Consider the following 15,318-nt stretch of genomic DNA (forward strand, 5'->3'; position numbering starts at 1 on the left):
GATGCGGGCACCGTGACGACCGTGGGGAACGGCAGCGTATCCGAGCCGGTTCTCTCGGTCAGGGGGCTGGAGGTCGACTTTGTCGGCTCCGGCCACCCGGTGCCCGTGGTCCGCGGGGTGGATTTCGACGTCTACCCCAATGAAGTGCTCTGCATCGTGGGCGAGAGCGGATCGGGCAAGAGCGTGACGGCGCTCGCGGTATCGGGCCTCCTGCCCGAAACCGCCCGCATCCGGGGCAGCATCGGTCTCAACGGCACCGATGTCACCAGCGCCGACGACGAGACGCTGCGCATGATGCGCGGTCAGGAGGTGGGGTTCATTTTCCAGGACCCCGCCACCACCCTAAATCCCGTGCTGCCGGTGGGCCGGCAGATCACCGAGGGCCAACTGGCCCATGGTCGGCTCAAGCCCGCCGATGCGCCCGCCCGGGCGGTGGAGCTCCTGCGCGAGGTCGATATCGCCGACCCCGAAGGCCGGGCCAATCAGTACCCGCATGAATTTTCCGGCGGCATGCGCCAGCGCGCCGTGATCGCCATGGCCATGGCCGGCAAGCCGAAACTCATCATCGCCGACGAGCCGACCACCGCGCTCGACGTGACGGTGCAGGCCCAGGTGCTGGCCGTTCTGGCGAGGCGCCAGGCCGAGACTGGCGCGGCCGTCATCCTCATCACCCATGATCTGGGGGTGGTGGCCGAAGTCGCCGACCGCGTGGCGGTGATGTATGGCGGGCGCATCGTCGAGACCGGGCCGGTGGGCGACATCTTCAAGAGCCCCAAGCACCCCTATACGAGCGCGCTGCTGCAATCGATCCCGCGCATCGATGCCACCGAGGCCCGTCTCGAGCCCATCCCAGGAACGCCCCCGACACCGGCCGCCCTGCCCACCGGCTGCACCTTCCACCCCCGCTGCATGCTGGGCAATGGCCGGCCGCGCTGCCAGAGCGAGGACCCGGCGCTGCGCCCAGTCGGCCCCACCCAGATGGCCGCCTGCCATTATGCCGAAGAGCCGCGCCCGACCCCGCAGGCCGCCACGGTGCGCTCGGCCCCGGCGCCGCGGACCGGTGGCGAACCGCTGCTGGCGATCGACGATCTCAAGGTGCATTTCCCCATCCGCAAGGGCATCCTGCGGCGGGTGGTTGGCCATGTCCGCGCCGTCGACGGGGTGACGCTTTCGGTCGATCCGGGCGAGACGGTGAGCCTTGTGGGTGAATCGGGCTGCGGGAAGACCACCACCGCCCGCACCGTGATGGGGCTGATCAAGGCGACGTCGGGCGACGTGCGTTTCGAGGGACGCTCGATCGTAGGCCTGTCGCGCGGAGCGATGCGCAAGGCGCGCCGCCAGATGCAATATGTCTTCCAGGACCCCTTTTCCTCGCTCAATCCCGTTCTGGCCGTCGAGGACATCATCGCCGAGCCCCTGCGCATCCACGGGCTTTATGACGAGATGGGCGGGGACAAGCGCATCGCCGAGCTGATGGACATGGTGGGGCTGTCGCGAACCATGTTCGGGCGCTTCGCGCGCGAATTCTCGGGCGGGCAGAAGCAGCGCATCGGCATTGCCAGGGCGCTGGCGCTGCAACCGAAACTGCTGATCCTCGACGAACCGGTGGCCGCGCTCGATGTCTCGATCCAGGCGCAGGTGCTCAACCTTTTGCAGGATCTGCAGAAGGAGCTGAACCTCGCTTATCTCTTCGTGGCGCATAATCTCTCGGTCGTCCGGCACATCTCGGACCGCGTGGCGGTAATGTACCTCGGGCGGATCGTGGAGGAGAGCGAGCGCGACGCGCTCTATGACAGCCCCGTCCATCCCTATACCCAGAGCCTGCTCTCGGCGGCCCCGGTGCCCAACCCCGAGGGGCGCAGGGCGCGCCGCCGCATCGTGCTCGAAGGCGAGATCCCCAACCCGGCCAAGCCGCCGCCGGGATGCACCTTCCATCCGCGCTGCTTCCGCGCCACCGAGCGCTGCCGCAGCGAAGTGCCCGCCTTCCTGCCCTATCCGGGGCTGCCGACACGCGCTGCCTGCCACCATGCCGGCCCGCTCCGCCCCGAAGAGGTGCCCGGTCCGGCCCGCGACCTGGAGATGGTCCGATGAAAAAGTGGCTCCAAGCGCTGCGGCGCAATCTCGTCGCCCTGATGCGGCGGCCGGGCGCCGCGCTATCGGTGATCTTCCTCCTCGCCATCACGCTGGCCGCGATCTTTGCCGATTTCCTGCCGCTCGACCCGCTGCGTCAGCGCGTCGCAAATGCGCTGATGCCGCCCAATGGCACCAACTGGTTCGGCACCGACGAGCTGGGCCGCGACATCATCGCCCGCGTCGTCTATGGCGCGCGGACCTCGCTGATCACGGCGGCAGGCGCGGTGGCGATCGCTGCGGCAGTGGGCGTGCCGATCGGGCTTGTTGCGGGCTTTTTCGGCGGCTGGCGCGATGCGGTGCTGATGCGGTTCATCGACGTGCTGCTGGCCCTGCCCGGCATCCTCTTTGCCATGGCGATGATCGCGGTTCTGGGCCGCAGCCAGTTGGCGGCGCTGATCGCAGTGGGCGTCACCGGCATTCCGAGCTTTGCCCGCATCACCCGCGCGCAGGTACTGGCGTTGCGCAAGCGCGATTTCGTCACGGCCGTCGAAAGCTTCGGGGGCAGTTCGGGCTACAACATGTTCCGCACCATCCTGCCCAACAGCTGGAGCCCGATCCTCGTGCAGGTGGTGGTGCTCTCCTCGGTGGCGATCCTGCTCGAGGCGGCGCTGGCCTTTCTCGGCGTCGGCGTGCCACCCCCCACCCCGAGCTGGGGCGAGATGCTGCGCACGGGCAAGAATTATCTCTATGAGGCGCCCTATTACGCCATCCTGCCCGGCATCGTGCTCACCCTTACCATCCTCTCCTTCGACACGATCGGGCGGGCGCTGACCGAAATCCTCGAGGACCGCCACGATACCGGCGCCGGCCTCAAGCCTGAAGGGAGCAAGGCATGATCGGCTATGTGCTGCGCCGCATCGCGCAATTGCTGCCCGTGCTGCTGATTGCCTCGCTGGGCATCTGGGGCATGCTCTATGCAGTGCCGGGCGGCCCCGTCGGCATGCTGCTGGGCGAAAACGCCACCGCCGAGCAGATCGCCGCCGTCACCCGCGACCTGGGTCTCGACCGGCCGGTGCTGGTGCAATATTTCGACTGGCTCGTCGGGGCATTGACCGGGGATCTGGGCAATTCGGTCTACAGCCAGGAGCCGGTGCTCAAGCTCATCGGCGAGCGCCTGCCGGCGACGCTCCAGCTGGCTGTGGCCGCCACCATCGTGGCGCTGGTGCTGGGCATTCCGGTCGCCATCATCTCGGCGCTCTACCCCAACAGCTGGATCGACCGGATCCTCTCGGGCTGGAGCGCGCTGGCGCTCGGGGTGCCGACCTTCTGGCTCGGCATCCTGCTGATCCTGCTCTTTGCCGTGCAATTGCGATGGCTGCCCTCGGCCTCGACCTATGTGGCGTTCTGGGACAATCCGGTGCAGGCGCTGCGCAGCGTCGCCCTGCCGGCGCTGACGCTCGGGATCTATGTCTCGGGCATTCTCGCGCGCTTCCTCCGCGCGTCGCTGGTCTCCGAGCTGCGCGCCGACTACGTGCGCACAGCCCGATCCAAGGGCCTGCCCGAGCGGCAGGTGGTGGGCACCCACATCATGCGCAACGCGCTTTTGCCCTTCATCACCATCGTGGGCCTGATGATGGCCAACTTCATCGGCGGCGCCGTGGTGACCGAGGCGGTGTTCAACTATCCCGGCATCGGCCGGCTGATGATCGGGGCGATCAGCAATCGCGACTACCCGCTCATCCAGGGCTGCATCGTCGTGATCCTCGTGATCTACATCGCCATCAACCTGGCGGTCGACGTGCTCTACGCCTATATCGACCCGCGCATCGAATACAGCTGAGGCAGAAATGACCGATCCCGTGGCAAAGCCGGCGGGACCGGCTCAGCTCTTTGACCTTACCGGACAGGTGGCGCTCGTCACCGGCGCCTCGCGCGGGCTGGGCTGGGCGGCGGCCCAAGCCCTGGCAGCGGCTGGCGCCCATGTCATCCTCAATGGCCGCACGCCCGAGGCGGTGGAGGAAAAGCGCAGCCTCCTCGCCGGCTGGGGCTTTTCAGCCGAGGCCTTGCCGTTCGATACTGGCGACGCCAAGGCCGCCGAAGCCGCCTTCGCCATCATCGCGGCCCGGCACAAGCGGCTCGACATCCTCTATTCCAACACCGCATCGACGGTGCGCAAGCCATTCCTCGAGCTGGAAGAGGGCGAGTTCCAGGGCGTGCTCGACCAGAGCCTCCTGGCCGGCTGGCGGCTTTCCCGTCTCGCCGCCCCGCTGATGGCCGAGCGCCATTACGGCCGCATCGTCTTCGTCTCCTCGATCAACGCCACCATCGCGCGGCCCTCGATCAGCTCCTACGTCACCGCCAAGACGGCGCTGCACGGGCTGGTGCGCGGGCTTTGCGCCGATCTTGCGCCCCATGGCATCACCGTCAACGCGCTGGCGCCGGGCTATTTCCTGACCGATGGCAACAGGCCCCTGCGCACCGCCCAGCCCGAATTCCAGCAGAAGATTTCGGACCGGACGCCGGCGGGCCGCTGGGGCGATCCGGCAAGCGATATCGGGGCGGCAGCCCTCTATCTCGTCTCCCCCGCCGCAGCCTATACCAATGGCAGCGTGCTGACGGTGGATGGCGGATTGACCGCCCAGCTCTGAGGGCACTCCGGAGGACATGATGGCAGACCAGTATACCCGTCACGAGGCCGGCCGCCTCGAGGCGCAGATCACCGATGTGTTCCGCGCCGCCGGTTCGTCCGAGCGCGAGGCCGGGCTCATTGCGCGCCATCTCGTCGAGGCCAATCTCTGCGGCCACGATTCCCACGGCGTGGGCGTGGTGCCGGCCTATATCCGCAATGCCGGGCTCAAGCGGCTGGTGCTCAACCAGGTCCTCGAAACCAGCCTCGATGCCGGGGGCATGCTGGTGTGCGAGGCGCGCCGCGGCGCCGGGCAGGTGATGGCCCATGACGCGATGGCGCTCGGCATCGCGCGAGCGCGCGAAACCGGCAGCTGCTCGGTGGCCGTGCGCGAAAGCCACCATGTGGGCCGCATCGGGCACTGGGCTGAGCAATGCGCCGCCGCCGGCATGGTCTCGATCCACTTCGTCAATGTGGTGGCCGGCCCCTATGTCGCGCCGTTCGGGGGCACCATGCCCCGGCTCGGCACCAACCCCTTCGCCGCCGGCTTCCCCCGGCCGGGCCGCGATCCGGTGGTGGTGGATTTCGCCACTTCGACCCTCGCCATGGGCAAGGTGCGGGTGGCGCGCAACAAGGGCGAAACGCTGCCCGAGGGCGCTCTCCTCGACAATGCCGGTCGTCCCACAACCAACCCCGCCGATCTCTTCACCACCCCGCCGGGGTCGCTCACCACCTTTGGCCGCCACAAGGGCTGGGGGCTGCAACTGGCCTGCGAGCTTCTGGGCGCGGCGCTGACGGGTGCAGCCGTCCAGCACACCGACGACAGCGATACCGGCCTCGTCAATTCGATGTTCTCGGTGATCGTGGCGCCCGACCGGCTGGGTACGGCCGGCCCCTATGCCGAACGGCTCGAGGAGGTCGCTGACTTTGTCACCTCTGAGACCACCACCGGCCCCGGCACGGTGCTGCTGCCCGGCATGCCCGAACGCGCCAACCGGGCCGAGCGCCTCGCCAACGGCATTCCGCTCGACGACGAGACCTGGAGCCAGATCGTGCTCGCGGCCTCCGGGCTCGGCGTGCGGCTCCACGGCTGAACCCGCCCGGCATCCCGAGCCGCCTCAGGGCGGATCGATGGTATCCTTGCGCTCGACCGAGGCGAACCAGTCGGGCGGGCGCTCGATCCAGCGGCGCACCACCGGCATGCCCTCGCCCCGATGAAGGGCGCGGATGCGGGTGGTAATCTCGGCATCGGCCTGGGTGGTGCGCTGGTTGAAGCGCAGATATTCGGTCCAGGTCGGGCACATATAGCTCTCGGTCCACATCTCGGGATGCTCGAGATCGCGCTTCAGGACCCAGTGGCGGGCGCCGTTGCGGATGCGCACGCGCTTCCTGTCGGCCATGACGTCGAGGAAGGCCGCGACATCGGCCGGCAGGATGCGATATTCCACCGAGATGACGATGGGCCCGGAGCGCGGCTGCACGTCGAGTTCGAGATGGGGCGCCGTCCAGCGGTTGAACGGGTCGAGATTGGCGGCCGAACGCTGCGGCAGCGCCAGCCAGAGACCGATGGCCGCTCCGGCGAGCAGCGTCAGGGCAGCTCCACCCATTGCGACAGCCACGCCCTGCCCGTCCGCCACCACGCCCCAGAGCCAGCTGCCCGCCGCCATGCCCCCGAAGATGGAGGTCTGGTAGAGCGAGAGCGTCCGCCCCACCACCCAGCGCGGCGAGGAGAGCTGCACCGTGACGTTGAGCAGCGATTGCGCCAGAACCCAGCAGGATCCGGCGATCGCGCAGCCCAGGGCGGTGAGCCAGGCATTGGGGCTCGCCCCCACGATCACGGCGGCCAGCGCATAGGTGCAAAAGGCGATGCGGATGATGGTTTCGCTCGGCAGCATGGCCTGGAGCCGCGTGGTCATCAGCGCCCCGCCGATGGCCCCGATGCCGAAGGCGCCCAGAAGCAGGCCATAGAGTTCGGGTCCGCCACCGGGCAGCGATTGCGCCACCACCGGCAGCAGCGCCACCACCACGATGGCGGCGATGCCGAAGGCGAAGCCGCGCAGATAGACCTTGCCGATATTGGGCGACATGGCGACGTAGCGCAGCCCGCCCATCATCGCCGAGCCCATGGTCTCGCGCGGCAGGGTGCTGGGCGCGGACGGCGCCTTCCAGAGCAGCAGGATGACGATCAGCGGCAGGTAGGAGAGCGCATTGAGCCCGAAGGCCGCCGTGGCACCCGCCGCGCCCACGATGAGCCCGCCAATGGCCGGGCCGAGGCTGCGCGAGAGGTTGAAGCCGATCGAATTGAGAGCCACCGCCCCCGGCAGGTCGGCCCGCGGCACGATATCGCCGACGGAAGCCTGCCATGAGGGATTGTTGAGCGCCGTGCCGCAACCGATGAGGAAGGTGAAGGCCAGCAGCAGCCAGGGATTGATCAACCCCAGATAGGTGGTGATGGCCAGGGCAACCGACACGCAGAGCATGAAGATCTGCGCGCCGAGCATGACGCGGCGGCGGTTGAAGGTATCGGCGACGGCGCCGCCGACGACCGAGAACAGCATGAGGGGCAGGGTCGTGGCGGCCTGCACCAGCGCCACCATGTCCACCGACTGGGCGATCGCCGTCATCAGCCAGGCGGCGCCGACGGTCTGAATCAGCCCGCCGAAGCTGGAGGCGAGATTGGCCAGCCAGATCGAGCGGTAGGTGGTGTGACGGAACGGTGCCAGCGGCCCCGGCCGTTTTACGCGCGTATCCTCCATGGCCTCCCAGCCTCACGACCCCCGGAGGCCGGCTGATGGAAGTGCCGGACGACAACTGCGACGGAGGACGCAGGAGTTTCATGAGCCGATTGGCCGGCAAAGGCAAGCCTTGTCAGGCCTTTGCGGGCTCCGGCAGCATCCGTGGAGAGGCGGGGCACTCCCCCGCCTCTCCGGCAGTCAGGCGTGATCAGTCGTAAAGGACCGCGGCGATCTCGGGATTGGCCATGGTCGAGGCATCGTAATAATAAAAGCCCGTGTCGATGACCGGCTGCAGCGTCTCGCCCTTGAGGGCGGCTACGGCGGCCTTGACGGTCTCGTAGCCGATGCCCACCGGGTTCTGCGTGATGGCGCCGTTCATCAGGCCTTCGGTGATCGCCTGCTTCTGCTGGGCGCCCGAATCATAGCCGATCACGACGATGGAGCTGCCAAGCTCGCGCTTGCCGTTGACCACGCCGATGGCCGAGCCCTCATTGGCTCCAAAGATGCCCTTCAGGTCGGGATTGGCGAGCAGGATCGACTTGGTGATCTCGGTCGACTGCAGATGGTCGCCACCACCATACTGGACGGCCACGACCTCGATATTGGGATAGGCTTCCTTGATGCGGTTGACGAAGCCGTCGACGCGATCGATGCCGGTGCGGCTGGTCTGATCATGGGCGACCACGGCGACCTTGCCCGAACCCCCGATGAGTTCGGCCATCTTGTCGGCCGCAAGAGCGGCTGCCGCGACGTTGTCGGTGGTGGCGGTGGTGAGCGGAATGTCGCTGTCGACGCCCGAGTCGAAGGCGATCACCGGGATGTTGCGATCCTTGGCCTGCTGGAGCAGCGGGGTCGCGGCCTGGCTGTCGAGGGCGGCAAAGCCGATGGCATCGGGATTGCGCGAGAGGGCGGCGGCCAGCATGTCGATCTGGCGGTCGACCTGGGTCTCGCTGTCGGGGCCCTCGAAGGTGACGTTGACATTGAATTCGGCGGCGGCCTTGTCGGCGCCCGCTTTCACGGCCTGCCAGAACTGGTGCTGGAAGCCCTTGGAGATGAGCGCGATGTCGGGCTTGTCCTGGGCCATTGCAGGGGCGCCGAACCCGAGTGCGGCGGCAAGCGCGATGGCGGAAATGAGGGTGCGTCTGTTCATGAAAGTCCTCCCGGATGGAGTTGCTGTTGTTGAAGCCTTGCGAGGGCTTGCCGCCCTTCTTGGTCTTGGCGCGCCTGCCTGCATGAGGGCGGGCGCGCTGGAAACATGGCCGTCAGAGCCGCCTGCGGCGCAGGATATCGGCATAGACGGCGAGGATGATGATGGTGCCGGTGACCACGGTCTGCCATTCCTGCGCCACCGACAGGATGCGCAGGCCATTGGCCAGAACCGAGATGATGAGCGCCCCGATCAGCGTGCCCAGGATGGTGCCGCGCCCGCCCGAGAGCGAAGTGCCCCCGATCACGACCGCCGCGATGGCATCGAGCTCATAGCCCTGCCCCAGCGCCGGCTGCGCCGAATTGAGGCGGCTGGCGATGAGCAGCCCGGCCACCCCGCAGATGCCGCCGGCCAGCGCATAGACGGCGATCTTCCAGCGATCGGTGTTGACGCCCGAAAGCCGCACGGCCTCCTCGTTGGAGCCCAGCGCGAAGGTGTAGCGCCCCAGCACCGTGCGCCCGAGGATGAAGGCCGCGATGATGGCGACGAGGAACAGGATCAGCACGCCATTTGGAATGGGCAGGGCCGGGAACACGGAGCCGATAATGGACCCCTGCGCGATCTGGGTGAAGCCGGGCGTGTCGTTGAAATAGATCGGTCGCGTGCCCGAAATCACCAGCGACAGACCTTTGAGGATCAGCATCATGCCCAGCGTGGCGATGAAGGGCGGCACCTTGAGCTTGGCGACGATGGTGCCCGAAATCAGCCCGCTGGCGGTGCCCGCGGCGATGGCGGCGAGGATGCCGAGCGGCAGGGGCATGCCCAGATAGGTCAGCACCACCCCGCAGATCACGGCGCAGAAGGTCATCAGCGTACCCACAGAGAGGTCGATGCCGCCGGTGATGATCACGAGGGTCGCGGCAATCGCCAGCACACCATTGACCGACGTCGCCTGCAGGATGGCGAGCACATTGTTGGTCTGCATGAAATTGGGCGAGGCCAACGAGAACACCACGACCAGCGCGATGAGCCCGGAAAAAGCCAGGAGCCGGTGGAACGCCCCGGTGATGCGGATGCCCTGGGGCTTGGCGGGGGTGGCAAGCGTGTCGGTCATTGTGTCTGGCCCTTCAAACTGATCGTCGCGGCTCCTGCGCCCCCTCTCCCCTCAGGGGAGAGGGACGGGGTGAGGGGGCCTTCCTGCTGATATGAAAGCAAAGGCCCCCTCGCCCGGCGCTGCGCGCCGACCTCTCCCCCGAGGGAGAGGTGAAAGGAGACCGGGTGCGCGTGACGCGGACTAGGCTGCATGAGGTGCCTCCACCGCGCTCTGGCGCTGCGTGGCGAGTTGCATGATGGCTTCCTGGCTGGCCCCTGCGGGCAGGAAGCCGGTGAGCCGGCCTTCGCACATCACCGCGATGCGGTGCGAGAGCCGCAGAACCTCGGGCAGTTCGGAGGAAATCACGATGATGGCGCGGCCCTGCGCGGCCAGCGCGTTGAGCAGCTTGTAGATCTCGGTCTTGGCGCCGACATCGATGCCGCGTGTCGGTTCATCGAAGATCAGGATCTCGCAGTCGCGCAAAAGCCATTTGGCGATGACCACCTTCTGCTGGTTGCCGCCCGAGAGCAGGCGCGCCTCCTGCTGGTCCGAAGGGGTCTTGATCGAGAGCTGGCCGATATAGCGCTTGGCGATATCGCGCATCTCGCCATCCTTGAGCACCCCGCCGGGGGCGCAGAAGCGCTCGAGACTGGCCAGCGCGATGTTGTTGCGCACGTCGAGGCCGGTGGCGAGGCCGAAATGCTTGCGGTCTTCGGACAGGTAGCCGATGCCGGCCTTGACCGCATCCTCGGGGCGCCGGATCGAGACCGCCTTGCCGTTGATCCGGATTTCGCCCGCTTCGAGCGGATCGGCCCCGAAGATGGCGCGCGCCACCTCGGTGCGGCCGGCCCCCATCAGCCCGGCAAAGCCGAGGATCTCGCCCTTGCGGACATGGAGGCTCACGTCGCGGATTTCGCGACCGCGCCTCAGCCCGATCACTTCGAGCGCGATGGGCGCATCCTCGCTGGCCCTGGGCGCCGCGACTTCGGTGGTCAGCGCCCGGCCCACCATCATCGCGATGATGGTTTCGATCGGCGTGTCGGCGGCCGGCACCGTGCCGACATATTCGCCGTCGCGCATCACCGTCACCCGGTCCGAGATGCGCTTGATCTCGTCCATCTTGTGGGAAATGTAGACGATGCCGACGCCCTCCGCCTTGAGCCGGCGGATGATGGCGAAAAGCTCGGCGATCTCGGCATCGTTGAGCGCCGCGGTGGGCTCGTCCATGATCAGAACGCGGCTCTTGTGCGACAGCGCCTTGGCGATCTCGACCATCTGCTGCTTGGCGATGGTGAGGCTTTCCACCGGCGCGCGCGGATCGAGCGCGAGGTTCATGCTCTTGAAGATGCTGGCGGCGCCATCATTGAGGGCCGCCTCGTCGAGCAGCAATCCAAAAGCTTTTCGGGGCTCGCGTCCGATGAAGATGTTCTGCGCGGCGGTCAGCTCGCGCATCAGGCTCAGTTCCTGGTGAATGATGCCGATGCCGAGCGCCTGCGCCTCACGCGGCGAGCCGATCTCCACGGGCTGGCCGTCGATGCGGATGGTGCCGGCATCCTTGGCATAGACGCCCGACAGGATCTTCATCAGCGTCGACTTGCCGGCGCCGTTCTCGCCCATGAGGGCATGGACCTCGCCGGGCAGCAGCTCGAACCGCACCGACTTGAGCGCATGCACGCCGGGAAAGGATTTCTCGATGCCCTCCATCGCGACGATGGGGGTCGCAAGGGGGGACGCAGCAGACGCAGACGCGCTCTGGATGCTCATGCCCGATCGCTCCTCCCAGCTCAATCGCGCCATGGCTCTTGCCATATACGAATGATTTATTCACAAATGAACGCGGACTGCAATAGGCTCACGCCAACGGGAGGGGCGGCATGAGCAGCGATGTGAAGGACGGCCCGGCCGAGCGCTATCGTGCGCCCGCTCTCGACAAGGGCCTCGATATTCTCGAACTGCTCTCCGAGCAGCCGCGTGGCATGACGCGGGGCGAGATCGTGCGGGCCATGGGGCGCAGCCCCAGCGAAATCTATCGCATGCTCGAGCGCCTCGTGGCGCGCGACTATGTCAGCCGCTCGCCCGAGGGCGACCGCTATGCGCTCACCATCAAGCTCTTCGTGCTCGCCCACAGGCATCCGCCCGTGCGCCGGCTCGTGGCGCGCGCCACCCCGGTGATGGACCGGTTCGCGCGGCTTGCCGGGCAATCCTGCCATCTCGTCGTGCCCGAGCGGGGCACCGCTGTCGTAGCCCAGCAGGTCAGCAGTTCGGGCAGCTGGGAATTCGGCATCCGCGTCGGCACCGAGATCGATCTTTTAGGCTCGGGATCGGGACAGGTGCTGCTGGCCTTCCGCGCCCCCGAGGCGGTGGCGGACCTGCTGGCGTTCTGGCAGGGCACCGACAGGGCGCAAAGGCTGGAGGCCATCGAGCCCTCGCTCGCCCAATACCGGCGGGCCGGCTATCGGGCCGCGCCGAGCCTGCAGATCGAGGGCGTCGAAGACCTGACGGTGCCCGTGCTCTCGCCAGATGGCTATGCGGCCGCCGCCCTCACCTGCCCCTTCATCCGACGGCTCGACCGCTCCGACCAGCCCGGCCGCACCGAGACGCTCAATCTTTTGCGCGAGGCCGGCGGCGCCATTTCGGTGGACTGACGAATTTACGAAATTCGCAGAACGACCACCTTATCATCGCAAAATTCGTCAAAAAGCACTCGACGGACGCCGCAGATGCGATAAGGTGTGGGAAAGGGCCGCGCAAGGCCCGCCCGACCGAGGACTTCATTGATGCTGGATACGACGACCCTCAGCGCTTCCGAGCAGGCGCATATCGAGAAACTGCACGCCGAAGCCATCGTGATCGATGGCTCCATCGTGGTGGAACTGGGCGAAAACCACTTCACCCGCTACAAGAGCGGCGGGGTCACGGCCGTGAACCACACCGTCACTGGCCCCTATTCGGACCTCTACACCTCGTTTCTCGAACTCAACCGCGCCAGTCGTTGGATCGAGGCCAATACCGACAAGGTGCTCCTGGCCCGAACCGTCGCCGACATCCATGAAGCCAAGCGCTCGGGCCGCGAAGCCATCATCTTCGGGCCCCAGAATGTCGAGATGATCGGCTTCGAGCTCGGGCTTCTGGGCACGTTCTACGATCTGGGCTGCCGCATCATGCAGCTCACCTACCAGCGCCAGAATTTCATCGGCTCGGGCTGCGGTGAAAAGACCGATGACGGCCTCTCCAACTATGGCCGCCAGTTCATCAAGGAAATGAACCAGCTCGGCATCGTGGTCGACGTCTCCCATTGCGGGCAGCGCACTACGGTGGAGGCGATGGAAGCCTCCGACAAGCCGATCATGATCACGCATTCCTTCTGCGCCAGCCTGTCGCCCCATATCCGCGCCAAGACCGACGACACCATCCGCGAACTCGGCAAGCATGGCGGCGTGATGGGCATCACCGGGCTTTCGCCCTATCTCTACTATCCCGACAAGCCGACCACCCAGCCCGACATCGCCCGGCTGGTGGAGCATATCGACAAGATCGTCGAGCTTGCCGGCATCGACAGCGTCGCCATCGGGCTCGATTTCGACGAGACCTATTCGCCCGAAAAGCGCGCGGCCGCCGCCGCCCGCCATGGCGCGCTGCTCGGCAATTGGCCGTGGGGCGAACGCCGCTGCAAGACGCTCAACGACGCCGCCGAATTCCCCAACATCACGACCGGCCTCGTCAAGCGCGGCTATTCGGACGACGACATCAAGAAGATCCTCGGCGGCAACTGGCTGCGCGTGATGGCCGCCAGCTGGAAGGCCTGACCCGATCGTTACCGGGCGGCGGCCTCCGGGCTGCCCCCGGCCATGGCATGAGCACCACCCGTCGCGCCCCTGGCGGAGGCGTGACGGCACCACCCGAGGCCCGGGACGGACGAGCCGCCTCCATCCCGGACGTGCAGACCCGCATAAGCCGGCAGGGTTGCGGCCCCGTGCCATGGAGACCAAGATGAAGCAGCCCAAAGTGAACAGACTCCGCCGGATGGTGACGTTCGGCGCCGCGATGGCCCTCCTCGCCGGCACCGCGATCGGCATGGCGACCCCGGCCATGGCGCAGATGGAGAAGCGCTTCTCCATCCCCGAGGAAACCAGCCTGACCCCGACCCCGGGCGGCCGGATCAACATGCTGATCCGCCTCGACGTGCAGACGCTCGACCCGCATGTGACGTCCGACACCTCGGGCTTCCTGATCGTCGAGCAGATCTATGAATCGCTGCTCGAAACCACGATGGATGGCCTGCAGCCGGCGCTTGCCGAAAGCTGGGAAATCTCGGAAGACGGCAAGACCTACACCTTCAAGCTCAGGCAGAACGCCAAATTCCACTCGGGCAATCCGGTGACCTCGGCCGATGTGAAATATTCCATCGAGCGCATCCAGAACCCGGCCACCGCCTCGCCGCGCGCCCGCTCCTATTCCAACATCACCAGCATCGAGACGCCTGACGACCACACGGTGGTCTTCAACCTCAATGCGCCCAACGCGCCGTTCCTCACCCTGCTCTCGACCTATGGCGCCTCCATTGTCGATCGCACCGTGATCGAGGGCACCGGGCTCAACCAGACCACGGACGCCGGCTCGGGCGCGTTCAAGCTGCGCGAACATGTCGTGGGCCAGCGCGTGGTGCTGGACAAGCACACCGAATACTGGCGCGAAGGCCAGCCCTATCTCGACGGCATCGACATCACCTGGAACCCGGACGACAACGCCCGCGCCGCCGCCATCCGCTCGGGCACGGTCGACTTCCTGTGGTTCGCCGCGCCCGAATTCATCGATGCGCTCAAGACCGATCCGGCCGTCAAGTGGTTCGGCGGCTCGGGCTCGCTGTCGCTGCACTTCCGTATGAACACCTCGCGCAAGCCGTGGGATGACGTGCGGGTGCGTCAGGCGGTGTTCTATGCGCTCGACCGTCAGGAAATCCTCGATATCGCCAATTCGGGCCACGGCACCGTGCTCAATGCCGGCTACCTGCCGCCCGATCGCTGGGGTTCGGTCAAGGAGCCGATCTACGGCGCGCCCGATATCGAGAAGGCCAAGGCGCTGCTCGCCGAAGCCGGCTATCCCGATGGTTTCGAGACCAATCTGCTCGTGATCTCAACCTCCGCCTTCCAGGTGCGTTCGGCTGAAGTCGAGCAATACCAGCTGGCCAATGTCGGCATCAAGGTGAACCTGCAGCTGGCGGAATCCACCGTCGCCAACGCAGCCATCCGGGCCAACGACTTCGACATCTACCAGAGCGGCTTCTCGATGACGCTCGATCCGGATGAGCGCTTCTCCTCGGCATTCGCGACCGGCGGCGGCCTCAATTACGGCAACTGGAGCGATCCGGAGTATGATGCCCTGATCGAAAAGGCCCGCACCGAGCTCGACCGCGATGCGCGCGAAAAGCTCTACCAGGAAGCCGAAACCATCCTCGCCACCCGCGGGCCGGTCGGCATGACCTGGGCCTCGGCCTCCTATGACGTCCTGGCCAACAAGGTCATGGGCTACAATGGCGATGCCGGCCTGAGCTTCCGGTTCTACCGCAATCTCTGGCTCCAGCAGTAAGATCCCAGCTCCCGGCCGGTGATCCGGCCGGGTAGCACCAGAACCGAGCGAAGCCCCG

Annotated in this window: 12 protein-coding genes; 8 read left to right on the plus strand and 4 right to left on the minus strand. The window is 66.8% G+C overall.

Translation table 11 applies throughout. From position 1 onward, the window contains the following. Positions 1-12: 12 nt before the first annotated feature. From BT183_RS18220 to BT183_RS18240, 5 genes are read left to right on the plus strand one after another with little or no spacing between them, the layout of a single operon-like run. Positions 13-2,091: an ABC transporter ATP-binding protein gene (locus BT183_RS18220; RefSeq protein ID WP_244545380.1), complete on the plus strand. Its 2,079-nt coding sequence runs from the start codon at positions 13-15 to the stop codon at positions 2,089-2,091. After that, positions 2,088-2,969 carry an ABC transporter permease gene (locus BT183_RS18225; protein ID WP_084603658.1) on the plus strand — a complete coding sequence of 294 codons (882 nt, stop codon included), beginning with the start codon at positions 2,088-2,090 and terminating at the stop codon, positions 2,967-2,969. The genes BT183_RS18220 and BT183_RS18225 overlap by 4 nt, the downstream gene beginning before the upstream one ends. Then, positions 2,966-3,913, plus strand: a complete 948-nt coding sequence (locus BT183_RS18230) for an ABC transporter permease (protein WP_072346114.1) — start codon at positions 2,966-2,968, stop codon at positions 3,911-3,913. Before BT183_RS18225 ends, BT183_RS18230 begins: the two co-directional genes overlap by 4 nt. Positions 3,914-3,920: 7 nt before the next feature. After that, positions 3,921-4,721 carry an SDR family oxidoreductase gene (locus tag BT183_RS18235; RefSeq protein ID WP_072346116.1) on the plus strand — a complete coding sequence of 267 codons (801 nt, stop codon included), beginning with the start codon at positions 3,921-3,923 and terminating at the stop codon, positions 4,719-4,721. 19 nt (positions 4,722-4,740) lie between these two features. Then, positions 4,741-5,793 (plus strand): malate/lactate/ureidoglycolate dehydrogenase, encoded by a 1,053-nt coding sequence (locus BT183_RS18240; RefSeq protein ID WP_072346406.1) that lies wholly within the window; start codon positions 4,741-4,743, stop codon positions 5,791-5,793. A 24-nt stretch (positions 5,794-5,817) separates the two neighbouring features. Here the strand turns inward: BT183_RS18240 and BT183_RS18245 are convergent, their stop codons facing one another. The 4 genes from BT183_RS18245 to BT183_RS18260 form a co-directional block, all read right to left on the minus strand. Next, entirely contained in the window at positions 5,818-7,455 is a 1,638-nt protein-coding gene (locus tag BT183_RS18245; protein ID WP_072346118.1) for an MFS transporter, read from the minus strand. Positions 7,456-7,642: 187 nt separating this feature from the next. Next, positions 7,643-8,584 carry an ABC transporter substrate-binding protein gene (locus BT183_RS18250; RefSeq protein WP_072346120.1) on the minus strand — a complete coding sequence of 314 codons (942 nt, stop codon included), beginning with the start codon at positions 8,582-8,584 and terminating at the stop codon, positions 7,643-7,645. Between the two features lie 112 nt (positions 8,585-8,696). Further along, positions 8,697-9,695: an ABC transporter permease gene (locus BT183_RS18255; protein ID WP_072346122.1), complete on the minus strand. Its 999-nt coding sequence runs from the start codon at positions 9,693-9,695 to the stop codon at positions 8,697-8,699. Between the two features lie 180 nt (positions 9,696-9,875). Next, complete coding sequence (locus BT183_RS18260) at positions 9,876-11,378, minus strand: sugar ABC transporter ATP-binding protein (protein WP_143145899.1); 1,503 nt, start codon at positions 11,376-11,378, stop codon at positions 9,876-9,878. Positions 11,379-11,548: 170 nt separating this feature from the next. On the opposite strand from BT183_RS18260, the gene BT183_RS18265 reads away from it, so the two are divergent. The 3 genes from BT183_RS18265 to BT183_RS18275 all read left to right on the plus strand — a co-directional run bounded on the left by BT183_RS18265 (position 11,549) and on the right by BT183_RS18275 (position 15,260). Further along, positions 11,549-12,319, plus strand: a complete 771-nt coding sequence (locus tag BT183_RS18265) for an IclR family transcriptional regulator (protein ID WP_072346126.1) — start codon at positions 11,549-11,551, stop codon at positions 12,317-12,319. Between the two features lie 132 nt (positions 12,320-12,451). Next, positions 12,452-13,480: a dipeptidase gene (locus tag BT183_RS18270; RefSeq protein ID WP_072346128.1), complete on the plus strand. Its 1,029-nt coding sequence runs from the start codon at positions 12,452-12,454 to the stop codon at positions 13,478-13,480. A gap of 199 nt (positions 13,481-13,679) precedes the next feature. After that, positions 13,680-15,260 (plus strand): ABC transporter substrate-binding protein, encoded by a 1,581-nt coding sequence (locus BT183_RS18275; protein ID WP_177282620.1) that lies wholly within the window; start codon positions 13,680-13,682, stop codon positions 15,258-15,260. Positions 15,261-15,318 lie beyond the last annotated feature (58 nt).

Source organism: Devosia enhydra (assembly GCF_900119845.1).
Lineage (GTDB): Bacteria > Pseudomonadota > Alphaproteobacteria > Rhizobiales > Devosiaceae > FPKU01.

Bases quoted from the DNA above. Each gene is read 5' to 3' on its own strand.
- BT183_RS18225 (WP_084603658.1), top strand. From the start codon at position 2,088: ATGAAAAAGTGGCTCCAAGCGCTGCGGCGCAATCTCGTCGCCCTGATG.
- BT183_RS18230 (WP_072346114.1), top strand. From the start codon at position 2,966: ATGATCGGCTATGTGCTGCGCCGCATCGCGCAATTGCTGCCCGTGCTG.
- BT183_RS18235 (WP_072346116.1), top strand. From the start codon at position 3,921: ATGACCGATCCCGTGGCAAAGCCGGCGGGACCGGCTCAGCTCTTTGAC.
- BT183_RS18240 (WP_072346406.1), top strand. From the start codon at position 4,741: ATGGCAGACCAGTATACCCGTCACGAGGCCGGCCGCCTCGAGGCGCAG.
- BT183_RS18245 (WP_072346118.1), bottom strand. From the start codon at position 7,455: ATGGAGGATACGCGCGTAAAACGGCCGGGGCCGCTGGCACCGTTCCGT.
- BT183_RS18250 (WP_072346120.1), bottom strand. From the start codon at position 8,584: ATGAACAGACGCACCCTCATTTCCGCCATCGCGCTTGCCGCCGCACTC.
- BT183_RS18255 (WP_072346122.1), bottom strand. From the start codon at position 9,695: ATGACCGACACGCTTGCCACCCCCGCCAAGCCCCAGGGCATCCGCATC.
- BT183_RS18260 (WP_143145899.1), bottom strand. From the start codon at position 11,378: ATGGAGGGCATCGAGAAATCCTTTCCCGGCGTGCATGCGCTCAAGTCG.
- BT183_RS18265 (WP_072346126.1), top strand. From the start codon at position 11,549: ATGAGCAGCGATGTGAAGGACGGCCCGGCCGAGCGCTATCGTGCGCCC.
- BT183_RS18270 (WP_072346128.1), top strand. From the start codon at position 12,452: ATGCTGGATACGACGACCCTCAGCGCTTCCGAGCAGGCGCATATCGAG.